The 20,285-nt window shown below is 41.1% G+C and carries 22 protein-coding genes and 4 pseudogenes; 16 read left to right on the top strand and 10 right to left on the bottom strand.

All coding sequences use genetic code 11. The features are described 5' to 3' along the window. Window positions 1-98 precede the first annotated feature (98 nt). Window positions 99-209: pseudogene (locus UF75_RS30005) on the bottom strand (glutaredoxin family protein); the annotation flags it as partial. A 192-nt stretch (window positions 210-401) separates the two neighbouring features. On the opposite strand from UF75_RS30005, the gene UF75_RS10890 reads away from it, so the two are divergent. The 4 genes from UF75_RS10890 to UF75_RS10880 all read left to right on the top strand — a co-directional run bounded on the left by UF75_RS10890 (window position 402) and on the right by UF75_RS10880 (window position 3,832). After that, window positions 402-1,067, top strand: a complete 666-nt coding sequence (locus tag UF75_RS10890; RefSeq protein ID WP_052693169.1) for a DUF429 domain-containing protein — start codon at window positions 402-404, stop codon at window positions 1,065-1,067. Window positions 1,068-1,335: 268 nt separating this feature from the next. Continuing rightward, window positions 1,336-1,776, top strand: a complete 441-nt coding sequence (locus UF75_RS10885; protein WP_045574629.1) for a hypothetical protein — start codon at window positions 1,336-1,338, stop codon at window positions 1,774-1,776. Window positions 1,777-2,492: 716 nt separating this feature from the next. Then, a complete protein-coding gene (locus tag UF75_RS28200; RefSeq protein ID WP_156146375.1) occupies window positions 2,493-2,699 on the top strand; it encodes a hypothetical protein in 207 nt (68 codons plus the stop codon). Between the two features lie 551 nt (window positions 2,700-3,250). Then, a complete protein-coding gene (locus UF75_RS10880) occupies window positions 3,251-3,832 on the top strand; it encodes a Uma2 family endonuclease (RefSeq protein ID WP_045574628.1) in 582 nt (193 codons plus the stop codon). Window positions 3,833-4,185: 353 nt separating this feature from the next. Here the strand turns inward: UF75_RS10880 and UF75_RS29050 are convergent, their stop codons facing one another. Continuing rightward, window positions 4,186-4,617: a beta-propeller domain-containing protein gene (locus UF75_RS29050; RefSeq protein WP_045574627.1), complete on the bottom strand. Its 432-nt coding sequence runs from the start codon at window positions 4,615-4,617 to the stop codon at window positions 4,186-4,188. Between the two features lie 161 nt (window positions 4,618-4,778). Between UF75_RS29050 and UF75_RS10870 the strand changes: the two genes are divergently transcribed. Next, a complete protein-coding gene (locus tag UF75_RS10870) occupies window positions 4,779-4,934 on the top strand; it encodes a hypothetical protein (protein WP_156146374.1) in 156 nt (51 codons plus the stop codon). 45 nt (window positions 4,935-4,979) lie between these two features. Here the strand turns inward: UF75_RS10870 and UF75_RS10865 are convergent, their stop codons facing one another. After that, entirely contained in the window at window positions 4,980-5,216 is a 237-nt protein-coding gene (locus UF75_RS10865; protein ID WP_045574626.1) for a hypothetical protein, read from the bottom strand. Then, a complete protein-coding gene (locus tag UF75_RS10860) occupies window positions 5,194-5,448 on the bottom strand; it encodes a helix-turn-helix transcriptional regulator (RefSeq protein WP_242860194.1) in 255 nt (84 codons plus the stop codon). The genes UF75_RS10865 and UF75_RS10860 overlap by 23 nt, the downstream gene beginning before the upstream one ends. Before the next feature lie 126 nt (window positions 5,449-5,574). Between UF75_RS10860 and UF75_RS10855 the strand changes: the two genes are divergently transcribed. Both UF75_RS10855 and UF75_RS10850 read left to right on the top strand, forming a co-directional pair. Then, window positions 5,575-5,895 carry a helix-turn-helix transcriptional regulator gene (locus tag UF75_RS10855; protein WP_052693165.1) on the top strand — a complete coding sequence of 107 codons (321 nt, stop codon included), beginning with the start codon at window positions 5,575-5,577 and terminating at the stop codon, window positions 5,893-5,895. A gap of 226 nt (window positions 5,896-6,121) precedes the next feature. Further along, window positions 6,122-6,513 (top strand): annotated as a pseudogene (locus tag UF75_RS10850) (molybdenum cofactor biosynthesis protein MoaE). A 90-nt stretch (window positions 6,514-6,603) separates the two neighbouring features. On the opposite strand, the gene UF75_RS10845 reads toward UF75_RS10850, so the two are convergent. The 4 genes from UF75_RS10845 to UF75_RS10830 all read right to left on the bottom strand — a co-directional run bounded on the left by UF75_RS10845 (window position 6,604) and on the right by UF75_RS10830 (window position 10,263). Continuing rightward, on the bottom strand, window positions 6,604-7,353 hold the full coding sequence (locus UF75_RS10845; protein ID WP_045574625.1) for a phosphate ABC transporter ATP-binding protein: 750 nt from the start codon (window positions 7,351-7,353) through the stop codon (window positions 6,604-6,606). Continuing rightward, window positions 7,350-8,183, bottom strand: coding sequence for an ABC transporter permease subunit (locus UF75_RS10840; protein ID WP_045574624.1), 834 nt, complete (start codon window positions 8,181-8,183; stop codon window positions 7,350-7,352). Before UF75_RS10840 ends, UF75_RS10845 begins: the two co-directional genes overlap by 4 nt. Before the next feature lie 148 nt (window positions 8,184-8,331). Further along, window positions 8,332-9,186: a phosphate ABC transporter permease subunit PstC gene (gene pstC, locus UF75_RS10835; RefSeq protein ID WP_045574623.1), complete on the bottom strand. Its 855-nt coding sequence runs from the start codon at window positions 9,184-9,186 to the stop codon at window positions 8,332-8,334. Window positions 9,187-9,348: 162 nt separating this feature from the next. Continuing rightward, window positions 9,349-10,263 carry a phosphate ABC transporter substrate-binding protein gene (locus UF75_RS10830; RefSeq protein WP_052693163.1) on the bottom strand — a complete coding sequence of 305 codons (915 nt, stop codon included), beginning with the start codon at window positions 10,261-10,263 and terminating at the stop codon, window positions 9,349-9,351. A 296-nt stretch (window positions 10,264-10,559) separates the two neighbouring features. Between UF75_RS10830 and UF75_RS10825 the strand changes: the two are divergent. The 9 genes and pseudogenes from UF75_RS10825 to UF75_RS10800 form a co-directional block, all read left to right on the top strand. Further along, window positions 10,560-10,874, top strand: a pseudogene (locus tag UF75_RS10825) (hypothetical protein); the annotation flags it as partial. Window positions 10,875-10,971: 97 nt separating this feature from the next. Beyond that, window positions 10,972-11,079, top strand: a pseudogene (locus UF75_RS31005) (TRAM domain-containing protein); the annotation flags it as partial. Between the two features lie 47 nt (window positions 11,080-11,126). Continuing rightward, complete coding sequence (locus UF75_RS10820; protein ID WP_082075103.1) at window positions 11,127-12,275, top strand: molybdopterin-dependent oxidoreductase; 1,149 nt, start codon at window positions 11,127-11,129, stop codon at window positions 12,273-12,275. After that, entirely contained in the window at window positions 12,224-13,204 is a 981-nt protein-coding gene (locus tag UF75_RS10815; RefSeq protein WP_052693156.1) for a molybdopterin dinucleotide binding domain-containing protein, read from the top strand. The genes UF75_RS10820 and UF75_RS10815 overlap by 52 nt, the downstream gene beginning before the upstream one ends. Then, window positions 13,183-13,425, top strand: a complete 243-nt coding sequence (locus UF75_RS30000; RefSeq protein ID WP_242860193.1) for a 4Fe-4S binding protein — start codon at window positions 13,183-13,185, stop codon at window positions 13,423-13,425. Before UF75_RS10815 ends, UF75_RS30000 begins: the two co-directional genes overlap by 22 nt. Beyond that, window positions 13,371-13,742 (top strand): 4Fe-4S dicluster domain-containing protein, encoded by a 372-nt coding sequence (locus tag UF75_RS27045; protein ID WP_242860192.1) that lies wholly within the window; start codon window positions 13,371-13,373, stop codon window positions 13,740-13,742. Before UF75_RS30000 ends, UF75_RS27045 begins: the two co-directional genes overlap by 55 nt. Beyond that, window positions 13,739-13,975 (top strand): hypothetical protein, encoded by a 237-nt coding sequence (locus UF75_RS10810; RefSeq protein WP_045574621.1) that lies wholly within the window; start codon window positions 13,739-13,741, stop codon window positions 13,973-13,975. Before UF75_RS27045 ends, UF75_RS10810 begins: the two co-directional genes overlap by 4 nt. 395 nt (window positions 13,976-14,370) lie before the next feature. Continuing rightward, window positions 14,371-14,703, top strand: coding sequence for a helix-turn-helix transcriptional regulator (locus UF75_RS10805; protein WP_045574620.1), 333 nt, complete (start codon window positions 14,371-14,373; stop codon window positions 14,701-14,703). Then, complete coding sequence (locus UF75_RS10800; RefSeq protein WP_045574619.1) at window positions 14,697-15,221, top strand: DUF2812 domain-containing protein; 525 nt, start codon at window positions 14,697-14,699, stop codon at window positions 15,219-15,221. Before UF75_RS10805 ends, UF75_RS10800 begins: the two co-directional genes overlap by 7 nt. Window positions 15,222-15,223: 2 nt before the next feature. On the opposite strand, the gene UF75_RS10795 is transcribed toward UF75_RS10800, so the two are convergent. Together UF75_RS10795 and UF75_RS10790 are read right to left on the bottom strand one after the other, a co-directional pair. Then, window positions 15,224-16,300, bottom strand: coding sequence for a hypothetical protein (locus tag UF75_RS10795; protein WP_045574618.1), 1,077 nt, complete (start codon window positions 16,298-16,300; stop codon window positions 15,224-15,226). Between the two features lie 233 nt (window positions 16,301-16,533). Then, complete coding sequence (locus UF75_RS10790) at window positions 16,534-19,500, bottom strand: FAD-binding and (Fe-S)-binding domain-containing protein (RefSeq protein ID WP_045574617.1); 2,967 nt, start codon at window positions 19,498-19,500, stop codon at window positions 16,534-16,536. Between the last annotated feature and the right edge of the window lie 785 nt (window positions 19,501-20,285).

Below are 20,285 nucleotides of genomic sequence, written 5' to 3'. Positions count from 1 at the left end.
GCTGGGGACGTAAAATACTGGAGAGATCAGCAAGGAATTCATCATGTGCCTAAACGTGATTTGGAGGACTTAATTTATACCTTGTAAAACCTTTACTCTTAGATATTCTCTGGCGTAATAGTAAACTTATGCGAACACTTCGGGCAAGTCACCTGGAGTGTTCCTTTATTTATGGGTACCCGCGTCTTACCCTTGCATTTCTCGCATTCTTGTATTGTAAAAGACGTTAAACCCTTGCCAGTCTGTTTAAGCGCCAATCAGATTTAAAGACTGACAGGCGCGTTTTTATAGTTGTTGAAATATTTGGTGATTAGTGGGAGGAAAAGATGGGAAGCTCGGCGAAAAAGAAAGGTATGAGTCGGAATCAATGAAGAGATTCTGCCGCATTGGGGGGTTAATCAATGCATCATATTGGAATCGACTTAGCGTGGACCTATGCCAAAGAATCCGGGATTTGTGTTATCGATGACAATGGAATGATCGTCTACTGTGAATCCAAGGTGTTCAGCGACGATATGATTGCTGCAATCATTGAAGAGTATGCCCTGGAGGGGGCAATCGTTGGGATTGATGCTCCCTTAATCGTGAATAACGAAACAGGCTCTAGATCCTGTGACGGAGCTATTATGAGAGAAAAAATCCATGGCAGAAATCTGTCCGTTTTCAATTGCAGTAGAAGCTTTATGTTTAAACACTTCGGTGTTGTTAGAGGAGAAGAAGTTATAAAAGCAATTAGAAATAGGATGCCAGCTTTTTCACTCACGGGTGATCCAACCCCAAAAAAGCACGTAATCATCGAAACCTTCCCAACTGGAATAACGTTAGGCCTTTTTCCAGACGCATTTCCAATTAAATATAAAATCAAAAATAAGGTTGAATTTGGAACAACCAAAATGGAGATGGATCGGATCGTTAACCTTTTTAAAAGGTTGAGTGACTTTAATCCCCCCCTCCATAATGTTGAAGATTTTTTCAATAATTCATTGTGCATTCAAGCTATGTCAAAGAAGGGGTATAAGAACCTTGAGGACAGGCTGGATGCTTTTTTATACTGTCAGAAAGCATAACTTAAGTTGATTGCTTTCTTCCAGCATAAGTGCAACTAAGGCGGCCGCCTTCGCCTGAAGGCTTCTCCGTTAAGTTAACACGTGCGAAGACAGTGTCTTCGGGTGCCAGCCAAGTTTTCTATATGTTCTTACGCCGCCTACTGGCTCGCCAATAATGACGGGAAGATTTTCGGTGATGATCAGGATGGTTTCATTACAATACCAGTAATAGACGAGAATAGAGTACATGTCGGTAGAGCAATGAGTGTAAATTAAACCAGAATTCACTTTGGGGCTTACGGCGACACCGGACAGAGCGGATGGAGAGAGTATCCTTGAAGACTTTAAGAACGTTGCCCATAAACTGGATTTGCAACAAGCTGTTGAATTAGGGGAGCTTGTCCCTATAAGGTGTATCCGGGTCATAATATGCCCTATTCTCTGCACGATACCTGTTTCAGCTTGGGAGTTTCACGAAATAGCGTGGTTGCATGAATTATACTACGACATATCTGAACAAATTAAGTTATTTTCTAAAGTGTTTCAGAGAATGAAAAAAGACTATTCAAAGCTAATTGGTACAAGTATGACAATTATTAGAGAGCAACAATCGATACCTAGACCTAGTGATTTTAAGATGATAGCTGAGAGATCATATTCAATAAATGCTGGAAAGAGAAAAAACATAAAAGCATCGCCTAACAAAAGCATTTACGATACTGACAAGTAGCAGCCCCTTGTACCAATTGGCCGATCATATTTGAATGCTAGATGAATGTTTCGTAAAGGAACGAACGGGGGAATAAGAAAAGGCCCCCAAATCGAAGGTCTTAACAAAGGTTAAAGGGAGCCCACTCGTGACTCCCATTTTTGAATAAAAGTATAATCTGCCCACCCGTGACAAATCTTTTTGTAATTAATATATATCATGTCTATGACTATATGTCAATTAATGTTACTAATTCTCTTGTTTTGAATTTATAAGTTCATCCAATCTGACGCTGAAGATTTTCTCTTTGTCCAATAAGTTTTCCGATATAAATATCTTTATCCTTTATTATATTTTCATATGTTACTCAATTTTTCCAGATATCCAAAGACTTAGCCATGGCAATATCAACTAGTTTCATTTCTGATGTTGTTAAAGTAGCTATATAGTCCCCGATGCGAGACGGAAAGTAAATAGAGGGAATGTTTATCGATGTTATTTGGGTCGGGGCATTGGAAGTGAAGAAGAAAAAGAACGGCCTTGTGTGTTCTTCAGGGATTTGAAGGAAATATGAAGTCACCTAATACAATTGTTGCACCTATTACTCATACTTCATCGACATTAGGTGTAGTAGTTCCTATAAATAAGCCAACCTGCAAATATTAAATTGATGAAATCACATTGGTAAGTTTCGGTACAAGATAGTATTAAAGTTATGTCAAATATACCAAATAGTCTTGGCTGGCTTATCCTGGCCACACAGCGCAACAGAAGAATTGCAAACCGCAATAAAAAGGCTTAGTGATCAAATAATTGATCCTTTTCAACTATTGGATCAAGAGGAAGCTCCTATTTTAGGGAAATATGATGAATTTTTGCCGCCTGAATTATTGCGCAAAGCTCGCAAATTATCCATATTCTTGACACTTTATAATTACATATAGCTTAAATGAGCCAATTTACCCGAACTTTGTTTTGAAAGAACTGATGATGATGCATGTGAGCATCAATTATAGTTATTAAAAGGAGAAGAAAGAAATGTTTGAGATTACCTTAACTTATCCAACCCCTTTATTGCAGGACTTTCTGAGGTTCATGGATTGCCTGAAAAAGGAGGAAACAGTATTATCACCCAAAAACCAGTACATGCCTAGGGAACAATTATGGGGGTTATCACTTGTATAGCTTTTTTATGGATAATAAGAAATGGTCACATGATCGTTATGAATCACCCCTTGATGAAGGGCCACACGCTGATGAAGTCACAATTGGGGAATTGGGATTATACCCTGGCAAAAGAACTCTATAAAGTGATGTGTGAAGCGTCCCTATGGAGAATGTAAGGAAAATGATAATCAGGGGCTTAAGGCATTGAATATAAGAAAAATCCTAACAGACTGCTCTTTGTGGCCCCACTGATAATGTGTTATAATATGGTAAAAATTAATAACAATCTTAGATAATCGAATATTTGATATTATGGGGGCGAGTTTTAATGTCAATACTTCAGCATAGTAGTGATAAAAAATATACCTATGCAGATTATCTTACATGGACTGATGGAGAAAGGTGGGAAATAATTGATGGCGTGCCCTATATGCAATCAGCTCCTACATGGCAGCATCAAGCAATATCAAGTGAACTTATGTTGCAATTTGGTGAATACTTACGGAATAAGCCCTGTAGAATTTTTTCTTCGCCTTTCGATTTAAGGATACCTGAATTAAATGAAGAAGACGAAGAAACAACTTTTGTATGTCAGCCTGATCTTATAGTCATTTGTGATAAAGCTGGTTTAAAAGGTACAGGGTATTATGGTACTCCCACCCTGATTATTGAAATATCATCTCCTTCAACGGCAAGGAAAGATAAGCTTTTGAAGTTTAATAAATTTGAAAAGGCCGGGGTTAAAGAGTATTGGATCATTGAACCAGATGGTAAGTTCGTGAGCGTGTTTACTTTACAGAACAATAAGCGCTATGGACGGCCAGATGTATATTCAGATGAAGAAAAAATAACCGTGAGTGCCTTACCAGACTTGATAATTGATCTTAATCCGGTTTTTGCTGCTCTGTAAAATGAACTTTGAGATAGAATAGAATTGAGGACGCCCTGCCATGGAAAGGATATTGGCAGGGTAATAATTTTTTGTGCTAATCAGCATTTGAAGCAGGATGCTCATTTCGAGAGCTTACAGAAGAGCAATTTCATCTTGGAATACCTCGGATAAATCTATCTCTATAGATATATCTGTCTCAGTTTGTATGATATCAGTTTCGCAATAGATGTCGGGGCGGCCGAATTTCCCTACAATTGTAAAAGAAAAGGCTGGAGCACATCACAAACATGCTTCCAGCCTTTTATCAGTTTTACTTTCTAAAATAAATACCTATAGGTTACGGGAATTTGCCGATGGAAGTGAATTATAACTTATTTTAGAATTAAGCTGTTCTTCTCTTGCAGTGAATGAAGATCATTGGCTTTAATCATTGCTTGGGAAAGGGTATAGAGGGTGTCTTTGATGAAAATGATCCGCTCTATGGCCTTAGAGCTGTTTAGATAATACTGACCGGATTTCAAGATGTCCTCATCCTTAAGATGGGCTGATGCTTCCGATGTTTGTGCGGATTTAATGACTGCCCCCAGCATTACGTCACCGGCAGAGAGTCTCCCCAGTCCCATCAATGCTCTGGAACTTTGAGACTCCTTCAAAAGATTGCGCAGATTTTCGGCTGTTTCGACTGTGGGCAGACTTTGTTCCGGGGTTACCGTTACCTTTTCGTTGGTTGCGTTACCTAGCTTAGGTAAAGTGACAAGGACAAACACCGTGAGCAAAACCACAAAAAACCAAGCTTTCTTCATTTTCAAAACCCTCCTCAACACACCAATAGCAATTCCAATGAAAAGACAATTTAGACCACTCCATTTAATAGACGTAGCTGTGGAAGTAAAACTGACGCCTTGATCCACCAAAATATCATGATCAATATAAAATTCCTATTCCTAATTGGAGAAGATCTGGATTGACAAAGCCGTCATGGGGAATGGGCTTAAGATTATTAGAAGTAACCAAAGAAGACTTTAAACAGATTATTAAGGAAAAGGATTTTATCGGTAAAATGTATCCACGGGATTTTCAATATTTAGTTCATCAAATTAAATTAATACATGAAGATTAGTAAGGCCTCCCTCATGGAGGTCTTTTCTCTTAGCAAAGCGGACTGCTAAACGCAGTCTTCTTTTTTATGGGCCGATGCAATTTCAGCAAGACGCATTTTAATTCCTAACTCGAGGAAATAGAATCCCATGCCTCTGGAAAGCTCGGCGTTAGCACCCCTTGTCTGTAGGTAAGCGTTTCCCAGTTCCCATAAATGTTGGGAGCTATGTTTGGCCAAAAACGAATAGCGCTTGCGGACATATTCATAGCCAATTTCAAAATCACTGAGGTGTTGTCTGGACATCGTCTTCCTCCCGCTGTTCAGGGGATTGTTCTCCAATCAGTTCGGCAATACTAACACCGAGAGCGGCAGCGAGTTTGGTTAAGGTTCGGATTGAGCCTGTTGAATGACCATTTTCGATTTTATTAATCATGCTTTCGTCGATATGAACCAAATCAGCAAGTTGTTTTTGAGTCATTTTGAGCGCTATTCTTATCTTTTTAATTTGCTTGTTTGTAGTATCCAATAAGACCACCCCTGGTTAAAAGATTATAGAATTACATTCGACATGTCAATGCTATAAACTGAATAAAACTCAGGATACTTACTTTTGTACGATTCAGATATAATTGAACATGAATTAAATTCAGGATGTGATGAAATGAATTACGGACAACGGATAAAGTTCTTTCGTAATACAGCTGGAATTTCCGCCAATGCTTTAGCGAAAAAAGTCGGACTAGACCCGACTACAATTTATAAAATTGAAGCCAACGATTCTAAACCCTCACTCGGTTCCCTGGAAAGCATATGTGATGCTCTCGGCATTAGCCTTGCGGAATTCTTCACAGAAGAAGAACAGGTCTTGGGACCAGAAATCCAACGACTACTGGGTACTGCGAAAAAGCTTTTGCCGGAACAAATAGAATATCTTCAGAAGTTACTGGAATCGATGAGTATTGCTTCGTCGATACGAGGTTGACAGTAAACAATTCCATTTTATGTTAAGGAATCCTGAGTATTACAAAGGACTTTATGGGGCAGTACTATAAAATCGAAATATCAGAGAAGATCATAAAATGGACCGAGGCTGTAGCTGTAGCCGCGGTTTTTTTATACTAGTCAGAAAGTATAACCTTTCGTTGCATATTTTCTGGAATTGCCTGGATCCATATCTTAGCACTTATGCTCACTACGTTGGGCAAAAAATGAAAAAGCTATCGCCATCAATGGATGAATGGCTCCAAGAAGCAAAAACTGATCCGGCGGCTTTACAGGAAGGGATGTTTTTAGTTCATAATGGTGTTGTGCGCCAAACGCCTAAAGCCAAGGTACGCCAAGGAATTGATGACGGTTCGATGGTAACGGGAATGGAATTTGCTTATGATGCAGCAAAGGTTGATACGGCGATTGCTGAAACCTATAAGATGGATGGTATTTTCTATGTCAGGGTTTGGCTTAATAAAGGTCAGCTTGAACTTGGCGACGACATAATGATGTGCTAATAGGCGGCGACATCAGACCACATGTTGTTGATGCACTGCAATTTCTGGTTGAAAAGATCAAAAGCGAATGTGTTACCGAAATTGAACAAAAATAGGTAATTTACTTTAGGTTACCGAGTCATTCTTCTTTAGAAAATAAAACCATTGCCCAGAGGGCCTGTTTTTACAGAAATAACCATATAAACTTATCCAAATAATCCTTGCAGATATTGTTTTGTTTCTTCCTCTTGGGGGTTTGCGAAAAATGCCTCTGTATTATTCATTTCCATGAGCTTGCCTTCCAGAAAAAAGGCAGTATAATCGGCAATTCTTCGGGCTTGCTGTAAATTATGAGTGACAATGACAATTGTATACTGCTCGGAAAGTTTTACAATCAGGTCTTCAATTATTTTAGTATTATGGATATCAAGGGATGAACAAGGCTCATCCATCAATAAAACCTCAGGTTCCACACATAAGGAGCGCGCGATACTGAGTCTTTGTTGTTGTCCGCCTGAAAGTTTTAGCGCGGACATGGTTAAATGATCTTTAACTTCCTCATATAGACCGCACAATTTCAATTTTGCCTCGATAATTTTATCTAAGTTGTCTTTACCTCTTACGCCATGATATTTCAAAGCATAAGCTAGATTATCATAAATCGACATGGGAAAGGGCGTGGGTTGCTGAAAAACCAGGCCGATGTCCTTCCTTAATTTTGCTAAGGGTATCTGATGAATAGACTTCCCCTTAAAGAGTATCTCACCGGATACTCTTGCTTGCTTTTCTTCCTCAATGAGTCTGTTTATAGTCCTAAGCAGGGTGGTTTTACCACAACCGGATGGCCCGATAACCGCTAAGATTTTATATCGGGAAATGGCCAGATTAACCTTTCTTAGTATTTCCGCATCCCCAAGAGCGACACTTAAATCCTTAAGTATTAGATGGTCTTTCATGGTTTTCCTCTCATTCTCAGTATAGTGGGTATTGCTGCTAATAAATTAAGGAATAAAATTAAAGTCATCAAAACGAAAGCGGTGCCATAAGCGTTTTCTAAGGAGATTCCCTGACCTATTAAAACATAAAGGTGATAGGGCAAAGACATAAACGGCGAGGCTAGGGACTTTGGTACGGGTGCATTCATCATGCATCCTGTCAGCATGACTGGGGCAGCAGCACCCATTGCAAAACCTGAGGCTAGGGTGACAATCGAAAGGAACTGCTTTCTATACATCGGCAAGAGCAAGTTAAAGATGGTATACGCTTGGTTGATTCCTAAAGAAGCCGACGCTTCCAAAAGCTGTTTGCTGGTCTCCTGAAATAGTTTTTGCAGTCTGATTTGAATAAAGGGGAAAATCATAATGGCTAGAGTTAGGCCGGAGGCTAGGATTGATAACCCAAGCTTCAGCTTAATGACTAAAAAAGCATAACCGAAAAGTCCCAATACTATGGACGGAATACCGGCAATACATTGAATAATCAGGTTAAGGATTAGATGAATCCGGGCATCTCTACAGTAAAAAACCATATAGACTGCTGAAAAAAAGGCAAGGATCGAGGCAAAGAGACTGGCAATCAAGGTAACAAGCAGGCTGCCTGCAATTGCCGGCCATATACCTCCTGCTGAACCTACGGGAAAACCCGCGGGTTTTGCCAGAATGAAATTAAGGGTTATAACTCCTTGAGCTTTTAGGAAAACAAAACCTAACAAAAAAAACAGCAGGCCTATGGAGAGAACTGTGCTTATGATCGTCCAGCACCTTAATGGAAAATTGGTCACATTCATACGATCTACCTCTGTTCCTCTCTGCCTTATTGGAGATTTTCAGTCAAGTTTTTCTTGATCAGATAAAGAAAACTTGGCTGGCGCCAAGCCTCTGGCGAAGGCGGCAGCCCTAGTTGCACTTATGCTTCAGAAAGTATGTACTGCAAAGTTATACTTTCTGAGTAGTATAAAAAAGAGCGTTCAGGAAAATCAGGAAGATCATCAGTACAAAACCCGCCGTAAAAAGCGCGTGGTAATGTAAACTCCCGAGACCCGCAGTCCCAATTTCCAAAGCGATGAGCGCCGGAATGGTTTCGCCTTTCCCGAGCAGTTTCGGAAGAATCGGTGAATTTCCGATGACCATCATCACGGCCATGGTTTCCCCCATCGCCCTGGAAAAGGCCAAGATCATGGAGGTTAAAATGGCACCTTTGGCGTTGGGCAAAATTAAAGCTCTCAACATATAACTCTTAGAAACACCTAAGGCTAGAGACGTTTCCTTATATTGCACATAGGATTTTTCCATTGTTTCTGCGGCGGATGAAACTATGTAGGGTAAAACCATTACAGCCAAGACAATTCCACCGCTAAGGATGGATTCACCAGCGGCAAGCATGAACTTTTTCTCAAGAAATTTTACCACAACCAAGAGACCAATTAAGCCATAAATAACGGAAGGTATTCCCGCCAACACCCCCAAAATTGACGTGCAAAAGCTCTTTAGCCTTTCATTTTCAAGAGCAGCTAACTCTAGGGCACAGCCAATTCCTATCGGCAGAGAGATTAATATTGCAACTATTGAGACATAAAAGGTCGCTAAAATCATAGGCAGAATTCCTACTCTGGGTTCACCGGCCAATGGATTCCAGGTTAGTCCGCATATAAAGTCAAAGAAATTGACTTCTTGGAAAATCAGCATGCTTTCCTTGGCAATAAAAATAATCACCAGGAAAAGCAGGACTGCGGAGATCACCGTAAAGATTGTGCTTAAAAGGATAAATAGTTTTTCCAATGTCTGATTCATAAAACACCCCATCCGATAAAAGCGCAAGCAAGCAGTGCAGGAGCTCACCTTTAAAGCTGCGCCGTTTGCCTAAAAAGCAGGCAAGGAGCACTACATTTTTTGCCGGTGCAAAAAAATCAGAGGCTGAGTGCCCCTGAATTTTTTGCATATCCTTATCGTGTACTATTTATTGGGAACAAAGCCTAATTTCTCGATTATGTCCATTCCTTCATCTGAAACAACATAATCCATGAACGCTTTTTCTTGAGGCAACAGGGATCCTTTTTTTAGGATAATCAGAGGTCTGGATATTTTGTAGGTGCCATTTAAGATATTTTCCGATGAAGGCTCTATCCCGTCAACTTTAAAAGGCGTCAGTTTCCCCTTATTTTGATTAACCATACCATAGGAAGCATAGCCGATGGCATTTTCATTCTCAATGATTTTTGTAACCAAAGCTCCCATAGAAGGGGCTTGAATCACATCGGCGCGAACTTTGGCGTCCCCCATAATCGCCTTTTGGAAAACTTCATGAGCTCCGCCTCCGATATCGCGAGTGACAACAACAATTTCTGTTTTTGATAAAGAAGGATCAACGTCATTCCAAGTCTTAAATTCTCCGGAGAAGATTTTCTTTATCTCTTCGCTGGTGAGTGAGTCTTTTAGTTTTATAAGATTATTTTTGGGGTTCACGGAAATGGTTAAGGCATCCATGCCTAGTTTGAAGTCCTGATACCCTTCAATTTTGGCTTTTTCTTCATCGGATACCTGTCTGGAAGCCATGCCGAAATCACTAACACCATCAATGACTGATTTAACGCCTGCACTGGAACCGGCGCCGGATACATAGATTGCAATATCCTTTTTATCGAATTGGCTGTCAACTTTATCCCAGGTCGCATAGCGCTCATTAAAATTAGTGGATAATTGGGATACGACGGGTGCTAAGGTTGTAGAACCATAAAACTTTATTTCTGATTTGAATTGAGTCTTGGCATCCTCGACAGGTTTTGAACCTCCCGTTGGGTTGGAACATCCTACTAAACCAAAGGCTAGAGATACGACCAGAAAGACTGCTGTTAAAAGTTTTTTCTTCATTTTCATCCCCCTTATTCTAACTGCTTATCCAGATAATTCATCTGAAGGAATTATATGATTGATCTTTGAAGATGTACAATATAAGTTTTTAATAATGTTATAGCATTTAATTTAATTATGTTCTTTAAGCGATTCTAGAAGTTACCTACCTGACGGTGCAGAAGGCCTGCGCTGACCTGAACAAAGCCCAACAGTCATTATCCCGACAAAAGAGTAGCCCGGAGATTTTAATCTCCGGGCTAGGGTTTGAACTCGAACTGAGCCTAGGATGTCTGCTTTCGGGTTCTTGAGCGGCAAAGGCTTATGAGGTGGTCGTAACAAACACCAATCTGACAGCCGATATGTGTGAGACGATTAGTCCTATTTCAGCGGAGAAATGCCCGCCTCATATTGAAGGCTGCGAGCAGACTATTAAGGATATTGCCTATGAGAAGGCCCATACGCTCTATGGAGACCCCTTGCCGGAAATTGTTCAGCAAAGGCTCGATAGAGAGCTGGATTCGATCATCAAAAATGGCTTCTCTGTTATGTATATCATCGCTCAAAAGCTTGTCTGGAAATCGAATGAGGATGGCTATCTGGTCGGCTCTCGAGGATCGGTTGGTTCCTCGGTTGGCGCACCCCAAAAATGATAATCCAGTAAGTTTGGCAGTATGCAGAGGGGAAGCTGTTGGACAGGTGGGACGCCTTGGTTTACAATGAACTGGAATACATTTGGAAGGCCTCCGCCTTTCCTCAGATGGAATGGCTGTGGGATATCATGAGGGCAAAGCCACCTTTATGCCCGGCTTGCTGCCTGAGGAAATCGGCCAGGTTTATGAATATTACAATGATAATATATTGTTAAACTCAAGGAGGAAACTGTGCAAGTTACAAAGCATATTTGCCCAAGAGATTGTTATGATACCTGTGGCATGATAGCGTATGTTGATGAATATGGGCGATTGGTTAAAATATCCGGAGACTCTGATCATGACTATACTCAGGGTAAATTATGTTGTAAAGGCTATTCCTATACTCAATATGTTTATCATCCGCAGCGCTTAACTTTTCCAATGATGCAGGAGCCGCGGTTCTCAGGCAATTGGAAGCGAATTTCATGGGATGATGCTCTGGAAATCGCGGCTCGTAAAATGATCGAACTTAAGAATCGTTACGGCAATCTTCTGCCAATGGCATTGTTAAGAGGTCCGGGTAATTACGGAGTCTTTAGCAAATCGATGGAATTTCTATTACGCTCAATAGATCCTTTCACTTTAGCTACAGGATCTCTCTGCCTTGCTGCAGGATGGGACGCTCAATTATTGGATTTTGGTGGGGTAAAGTGCAAAAATCCCACCGGAATGCTAAATACCAAACTATTGTTGCTTTGGGGAGCAAACCCAGCAGCAACCGCTATTCATCAAATGGCGACTATTCAGAAGTTGAGGGAACACGGTGGCAGAGTAATATTAATAGATATAATACCTACCGCCACGTCGCTTCATTGTGATGAATTTATTCGTGTCCGCCCTGGTGGAGATGGTGCGTTGGCTTTAGCCATTTTACGGCAGATGGTGATTAAAAATACTGTCGACTATTCTTTTATAAAAGATCACTCTGTAGGGTGGGAAGCGTTCAGCTCCTGGTTGCTTCAGGTTGACCCCAAAGAATTACTTAATGTAAGCGGGGTCGATGAGCATAGAGTTGAAATGATTGCCGATCAAATTGCGAAGCTAAAGCCTGTTTCCTTTTGGCCCGGCTCAGGTCTGCAGCGCTATGCTAATGGCGGACAAAACATGAGAGCCATCGATGCACTGGTAGCCGCTAGCGGAAACCTTTATTCAACGGATGGAGGATTATATTTTCAAAATATTGATTTTTGGCTCTTAAATCATAACATTTTTTCCTTTGCTCTTAATACAAAATTATATGATCCTCGCTTGGTTGGTTTAAATGCTTTGGCAAAGGAATTAAGTGCTTGTCAAATCCCCCCGTTAAATTTTTATGGTTTACATCAAGTAATTATTTAGCTCGTGGTACAGATATCCTGAGCATGCGAAAACAAATTGCCGAAATGGAACTGACTATAACGGTTGATCATTTTTTAACTTCAACTGCTGAGGTTAGCGATATTGTTCTACCAGCTACGACTTGTTTTGAGTCTCCAGATATAGTCGCTGGATATTGGCATAATAAAATCGGGCTTAATCAGCAGGCTATAGAACCTGTTGGAGAATGCCGTTCTGAATTAGAAATCGCGCAATCATTAAGCCGGATGCTTAATCATCTGGAACCTGGTATGTGTTCTTTTCCAGAAGAACGTAAACCCGAGGAATGGTTCCAAAGCTTTACACCTTGGTTAAAAAACAATGTAGGAATTTCTAATTACCGGGAATTGCTAAACGGTGCACTTCCATTACTTCCTCCTGTACAAGAGGAGGGGGAGGATTGCCATCTAAATACCTTAACCGGAAAATACAAATTTCTGACACTTGAGGCCTTAAAGCAGGGATGTCCCGAAATTCCTATTTTGATAAACCCCCTACAACCCCCATTAGCCTATCCTTACCGGTTCCTGGTCTTGCATCGGGCAGAGCATCTGAACACACAGTTTTCAAACTTGGACTGGCTTCAAGAAAATAATTTAATCGAAGTTTGGCTAAACCCTTCTGTTGCCCAGCGTTTAGGTATAGAAGAAGGGGATACCGTGATAATTTATAATGAATTAGGCGAGATACAAATGCACTCAAAAATTAACCAAGATATACCCGGTGATATTCTTATTACCTACAGTTGGCAAGATCTATTAAAAAAACCAGTTAATATACTGACTAAAGTACAGGAAACAGATTTAGGACAAAAGTTAACCGGATTTCCGGGCGTAGCTTATCATGATACCTTTGTAAACTTAGCTCCGGTTGGAAGGAGGGGGCTAAAGTGTACCAATGGAGGTTTTTAATTGATCCTTCGCTATGCATTGACTGCAGAAACTGTGAAATGGCTTGCCGAAATGAATTTAATTCAAAAGGCGGCGAACGTCGAAGATGGATTAAAACGATTGAAAATAATGATAACTACAGAAACTATTTCTTAACAATGAGTTGTAATCATTGCGAAAATCCTGAATGTTTCGCGTATGTCCGGAAGGAACCTTTCGCAAGCGTAGGGATGGAGTTGTAATTCACGATCCACGCCAATGTGCAGGTTGCGGAACCTGTGTAAGGGCTTGTCCTTTTGGTGCAATAAAATATTCATTAAGGACAGGAAAAGTAGATAAGTGCAATTTTTGTGCAGACCGTCTGGATGTGAATTTAAAGCCTGTGTGTATAGAAGCCTGTCCTACGGGGGCTCTGCGACATCTATCGGTGTTTGAAGAACATCCTCCCTCTGCACTCCGCACTGTACCTGGCTTCGGGAAAATAATACTTACCCGCCCTTCAACGCGATTTCTCATCAGCGGAAATCTGAGACAAGATGGAGGAGATGTCAAGTCGTGAACTTAGCAGATTTTTTACGAAAAATAGCCAACGCACAGGCAAATAGTATGGGCATACCAGGATTGTCCAGGATACTAATGAACAAATCTAACTTCCCATTATTCATAGGCAATTATCCGAAGTTAGGGGAAAAAAAAGAACTCCTAAAGGAGCTCAAGTATATAAGAATGGATAGCTTGGATAATCCGATTTCCCTAACTTTGGATAATTATAATATAAGGAGGCCATTATAAACCATATTTCCAAAGTCAGATAGGGATTGTTTAACGGAAATAAGTCCTCTGTTTGAACTCAGCAATCCAGGTCAAGAATTACTTCTCCTGTTGATTTATACGGGAGGGGAGAAAATGAATCAGGTTGAAACAATCAGGGCAGTGCAAAAAATGCAGGATTATACCGAGTTTTTGAAAGACGAAAATACGAGAGTCGTAACCGTTTGATTCTCCAGACGGGGGAAAATCAACCTGCCGGTGGAAACCGGCAGGTTGATTTTTTGTGGAACTCTCAAAAGAAGAGGGCATTGAACTCTTAATCGAAAGGTCAAGAAGCTAAGATAGATCGTTGACAGATATATCAGAAGGTGATATATCTAATATATCGTTCAACGATAGATCGGAGGTTGACGGATTTGGATAATAGTTCACCTTTGACCGAAGCATTATTTTATATATTGTTGGCGGTACGAACACCAAACCACGGGTATGGAATAATTCAAGATATAAGTGAAATGACAGGTGGTAGGGTCGTATTAGGCCCAGGGACCTTATATGGCGCGATTAACTCTATGCTTACAAAAGGTTGGATAAGTTTATACAGTGAGGATAAAGAATCTAGAAAGAAAAAGGAATATTTGCTCACAAAAATTGGCAGGGGAATATTTGAGAATGAAGTTAAAAGGTTAAATGAACTTGTAGAGAATGCGAAAAAAATGGATGAAGAAAAGGAGATGAAAAAATGTTGAAGTTCAAACTCTATTATGATAAAGATGCTGAAGAAGTTTGGTTGAGAGAAATGTCTTTAAAAGGATGGGCGTTTAAAAAATTCTTTCTAGGGTTTTATACTTTTGAGTCGTGTGAACCCGGAGAATATAATTATCAGATAGATTTGCTTGATAATTGGAGCGGGAATAAATCTGATTATGTATCCTTTATGGAGGACCTAGGAGTAGAAGTTATCGAGCAATGGTGGAGATGGGTATACCTGAGGAAAAAGGCAATAGATGGACCCTTTGAAATGTATACAGATGCAGAATCAAAAATTGATTTGTATAGTAAAATTATAAACTTTTTTAAAATAGTATTAGTTATTGAGGCTATTTGCTTCTTTATGGAACTCACAGCAACAATCCTCACCGGTAATTTCATGTACGGGATATTTACCGTTTTAGTTGGGGCAATTTCTTTAGCAATATTAAATGTAGTTTGGAAATGCAAATGGAAAATTGAACAATTAAAAAATGAAGAAATTAGGATGTATTAATTTTAAGATTTCGAAGAATAGGCTGCAAGGATTTGTCGGATGAGCTCCTGCCGACTTTCAGGCGTCTCGATTTTGAAGTGTTCAAGATAATCAGATACTTGCTTAGAGGAACCTCTTCGGCCGACAATTGCATAAGCTAAGTAGAATAAAGAGGTACCCCAATTGACTTTCTCGCCCTGTTTGTTTTTGAGTCCATTTCGAGGGAAATTTAAGAGATCATCTCCGATGTCTTGAACGATTTCATCGAGTTCCCCAATGGTTTTCACTCCCAGGTAACTAAAGACTGTAGTGAGATAGCCAAAAAAACGATCCTTTAATTCCAAATCAGCGTTGACAATATGACTAATCTTCTGGTCGAGTCTGCGGATATGTTGGGATTTTAGAACGTAAGATTTCAGCGATGCCTGATTGATAAGTACCATAGTGGGGGTCTTTTCGATCTGAGCTTCAACTTCGGCCTCGTAATTAGCAAGGTTGGAACGAATTTTGATAAACTCTTCATCCGCCAACTCCAGTAATCCGGCTAGTCGCGAGAAGCTTCTCCGGATTTCTCGGGGAACGGCGTGTTCATTTTTATAACCTAAGTCATGTTCAATTTCAGCCCAGGTATGCTGAAGGATGGAGCGAATTTGAATTTCCACTTTGCAATCTTTAAAGCGTTGGTACTCAATAAGCTGAAGTCTAAAGGAGGGAAGTTTGACAACATAATGAAGGGATAGGTAGCCAAATTTCTCAGGGTCAATCAATTCGCGCTTGTCTACGGAATTTGACCGATCTACTTCAAATTCCTCCTCCACGAAACCCGCGATAAGATCCACTTGGTCAGCAAAATAGGTAATAATCCGAATTCCAGCTAAATCAGTGATATCTTCAAGTTTTGTGTATTTATCATCTTCCCGATTTACCTTTCTCTTTAAGCTTTCTCGGCTTTTTACCCGGGAAGTGATTGAGTGAACGTTAATACCCTTAAGCTGAAGTATGCCTTTTAACAAGTTTTCGGTGACATTTGTGAAATCGGAATATACCGTATATACTTGATCAAATTTAGCAATGATGTCAGCTGAATTTTGATTGGTCATCTTAAATTTCCCTTCGGCTTCTTTGGTTTGTTTTGTTATTATGTTATCACATTTATCTGGCTATATAAAAGTCTATGATTCTTGCCGCCGCCTTTGTTCGCAGGGAATGTCCTGTTATAAGTGCTGAAAAAGTGTCTACTAAGCAAACTGGAGGTAATCAGATTTATGGACTGATTTGCCGCCAGTTGTATAGTTACATTAGCCCGGAGATTTTTATCTCCGGGCTAATTCTATTACAGATGAGGGAGTGGCGATGAAGCGCGATCCACAAGATACATCAGGGATTGATAGCTGATTCCGCTATGCAGGGAAAGCCCGACCTCACAGGTTCTGCTATTGGAATACCCCGAAGTGCACTCCTCTGGGAGCGAGGGTTTAAGTCCGGCTAAGGCAGATTGATTCAACTCAGGGAAGGAAAAGCCTCGATCCCCCGCAAAGCCGCAGCAATGGACATCATCAGGCATAATTACCTTTTCCGCACAGGCTTCGGCCAGAGCTTTGAATTTATCGCTGATCTGCATTTTAACCGAACTGCAAGTCACGTGAACGGCTACCGTTTCCGGAACCTGTCTGAACTTTAAGCGCTCCATTAAGAAATCGTGGGTGAACTCCACGGAATCATGAAGCTTAATCCCGGACTTAAAGGCACGCTTCATGCGATAGAGACAGGGGCTGGTATCGCAGAGGATAGGATATTTTCCATTTTCACTGGCTTTGATCAGCACCTTTTCCAGTTCGTCACTTTTCTCATCAGCAATCTCAAAGAAGCCTTTACTTTCCCAGGGCATACCGCAACATAGGTTAGCCATGTTCGGCGGGACGATGACTTCATAGCCGGCTTTGGTTAAGATGGACAGCATCACTTCATGGAGAGGCCTTTGATCCTTGTCTTTACGAGCAGGTCCCATAGAACGGCTGATGCAACTGGGGAAATAGACCACCTTCAAGGGTTCTGCCTCTGGGGAGGCGACCTTCGCTGAAGTCAAAGGTCCCGCTGCCGAAGCGGATTTCGGCTGGGGAGCAGATCCCTTGCCAGGCATCCAGGGATTCCAGAGAGGGATCTGGTTCCTCGTTACCAGGTGAGCCTTAGAAGCAAGTTTATCCATCACCCGGGTGCCCAGGAGTGAATGTGCAGCATCCACTGCCCCCAGTCCAAAGCGCATAAAGGTGGTTACTCCATTCATATTTTTAGCCAGACGTTGGGCAATGAAGTGAGTAGTGGAAGTAATGGCCTGGGAACGCAGATATTTGGAATTGTCGCCGGTATTAATGGAAAGCGGGCAGGCTTTGGCACAGAGTCCATCTGTAGCACAGGTGGCATTCCCGGCATAGTCATAATCCTTCAGCAAGCGCGTTAACCGCTGCGGATCTTTGCCCGTTCTTTTTAGGAAGGAAATTTCACGCTGCAGAATAATCCTCATCCGCGGAGTCGTGGTCAAATTTTTGGAAGGACAAATATCTTGGCAGAAGCCGCAGTTGGTACACCGATCGATGGTTTCATGAGACTGGGGCATCATTTTTAAGTTTTCCAGATAAACATTTTTGTTGTCATTGATAATAACCCCGGGATTTATCAAACCATGTGGATCAAAGGCGGATTTAATCCGCCTCATCAGCTGATAGGCTTTGCTCCCCCATTCCAGTTCGACGAAGGGAGCCATATTCCGCCCGGTTCCATGCTCGGCTTTCAGTGAACCATTGTATTTCTTAACAACCAGTTCATTAACTTCCTTCATCAGTCCCGAATACTGCTTGATTTCTTCCTCCGTCTCAAACTTCTGGGTAAAGATAAAGTGCCAGTTTCCATCCAGGGCATGTCCATAGATAATAGCCTTATGGTAACCGAACTTATTAAGAATAGCTCGCAGGTCGATGGTGGCCTCGGCTAATCTATCTAAGGGAAAGGCCACATCTTCGATAATGACAGCAGTCCCTTGTTCACGGATTCCACCCACGGCAGGAAAAATTCCTTTACGGATTTTCCAGTAGGTTTCATACTCGGATTTTACGGATGTAAAGTCAATGGGCAGAACTGTCGGTACGCTCTCCAGGCGTAATTTAACCTCTTGAATCCGTTGTTCCAATATCTCCCGATTTTCGGCCCGGACCTCCACCAGGAGTGAGGTTGCCGCTTCTGAGAGGGTTTTTAAATAATCGGGCATCCCCGGCTCGTCTTCCATGGTTCTAAGGGAAACTCGATCCATCATTTCCGCAGCGGATACTAAATCTCGATTAAGCTTCATAACAGCGCGGCAAGCATGGTCCATATCGGGATAAATGATTAAGGCAGACGCTTTATGGTCGTGTTCAAAAACCGTTTTATAGGTAATCCGCGAGATAAACCCTAAAGTCCCTTCCGAACCGATCATGACATGCTTGATAATCTCAATGGGATCCTCAAAGTCAACAAAGGCATTGATACTATAGCCCGTCGTATTCTTGATTTTATACTTCTTTTTAATCAGTTCAGTAAGCTCAGGGTCGGACTTAAGCTCGTCCCGAATAATCTCTATTTGGCGGATAAGATCCGGTTTGCTTTGCAAAAACTCCTGACAAGAGGCAGGATCAGCTGTATCAAGATGCGTTCCATCATCGAAAATAATGCGCATGTCTGCCACAGTTTTATAGCTGTTATCCGCAGTACCGCAGCACATGCCACTGGCATTGTTGGCGGCGATCCCTCCAATCATGCAGTGATCAATGGAGGCCGGGTCCGGTCCGATTTTTCGGCGATAAGATCTTAAGTAGCGGTTGGCCTCAACGCCAAGGATACCCGGTTCCAGGGAGATGGCCTTGCCGTCTTCATGAACCTCATAGTGCCGCCATGCTCCTTGGACCACCAGTAAGACAGAATTCGTCAAAGCCTGCCCCGATAAACTGGTCCCGGCACATCGGAAGGTAACCGGTGTATGTAAGGTTTGAGCAATTTTTAAAATCCCCGCCATTTCTTCATTATTGACGACTTTAACCACGACCTTAGGAATTAAGCGATAAAAGCTGGCATCAATGCCATAGCCCAAGGTGAAAAAGGGGTCGATGAAGACCCGTTGGTGAGGGATGAAACGGATTACTTCCTTGTAGAAATCCTGATAAACTTTGGGAAGTGAGGGTAAATCCTGAATTTTTTGGGCAGGATGCCGCGGATCATGGGGATTTAAAGGATAAGACATTGGTTGTGTACCGCTGCGCCAATGAGTCAAAGTAATCACGTCCTTTCTTGAAGGGTTATGCTTTAGTCTTTGTGGAGTTAAGATGTATGATTCTTAATTATAATTGCTATTATGAATAATTTCAAATAAATATTATTTTAGATATATTACAACATTATATCTGATTTGCAGTTATTAAAGAGTACCGAATGAAATAGATGCATGCGGTCAAACCCGCATGGCATCCCGCATGATCTTTAATCACGAAAATGAGCGATGGAAAAATACCTGTTCACTAAAAGAAAACGAGATGGATAACTGTGGTACCGGAGGCAAAATACTTAGCAAAGTATTAGCTGAAAGAGCAGATAAGCAGTAGCCTATTCTAAAGAGCATGAAATTATCCTTCTACGTGGATTAATCGTAGGAGGATTTTCGTAGGGTGCCCTTCAAGTTGATAGAAAAGTGTATGGATTAAACTCTTGACTTAGAGTTAACTCTAAATATTAAAATAAGTAGGTGACAGTGGACAAAAAGGCTATCTACAGAAGATGCAAATCAAGGATTGGTATTACTATTAGCTAGGGAGACAAATGAAAAGAGGGGAAATATGCTATTATATTTATTCAGTTTTTTATAGTATTATGCCTTGGCTTATATTGTTTATAAACGTACACCCATCCTTTGGTGGGAGCACAACTAAAAAAGCAAAAGAGATTTATCTAAGTCTTAATAATTATGTTGCCGGTAAATTTTGATCAATGCACGGATGCCAACAAGAAATGAACGTGGGTGCCTCTAATATTTTCTCCATGATTAAAGAGTCTATCTCAGAT

This window comes from Desulfosporosinus sp. I2 (assembly GCF_000960765.1).
In the GTDB taxonomy this organism is placed as follows: Bacteria; Bacillota; Desulfitobacteriia; order Desulfitobacteriales; family Desulfitobacteriaceae; genus Desulfosporosinus.
The sequence above is the reverse complement of the archived record's forward strand: the minus strand, read 5'-3'. Positions and strand labels throughout refer to the sequence as shown.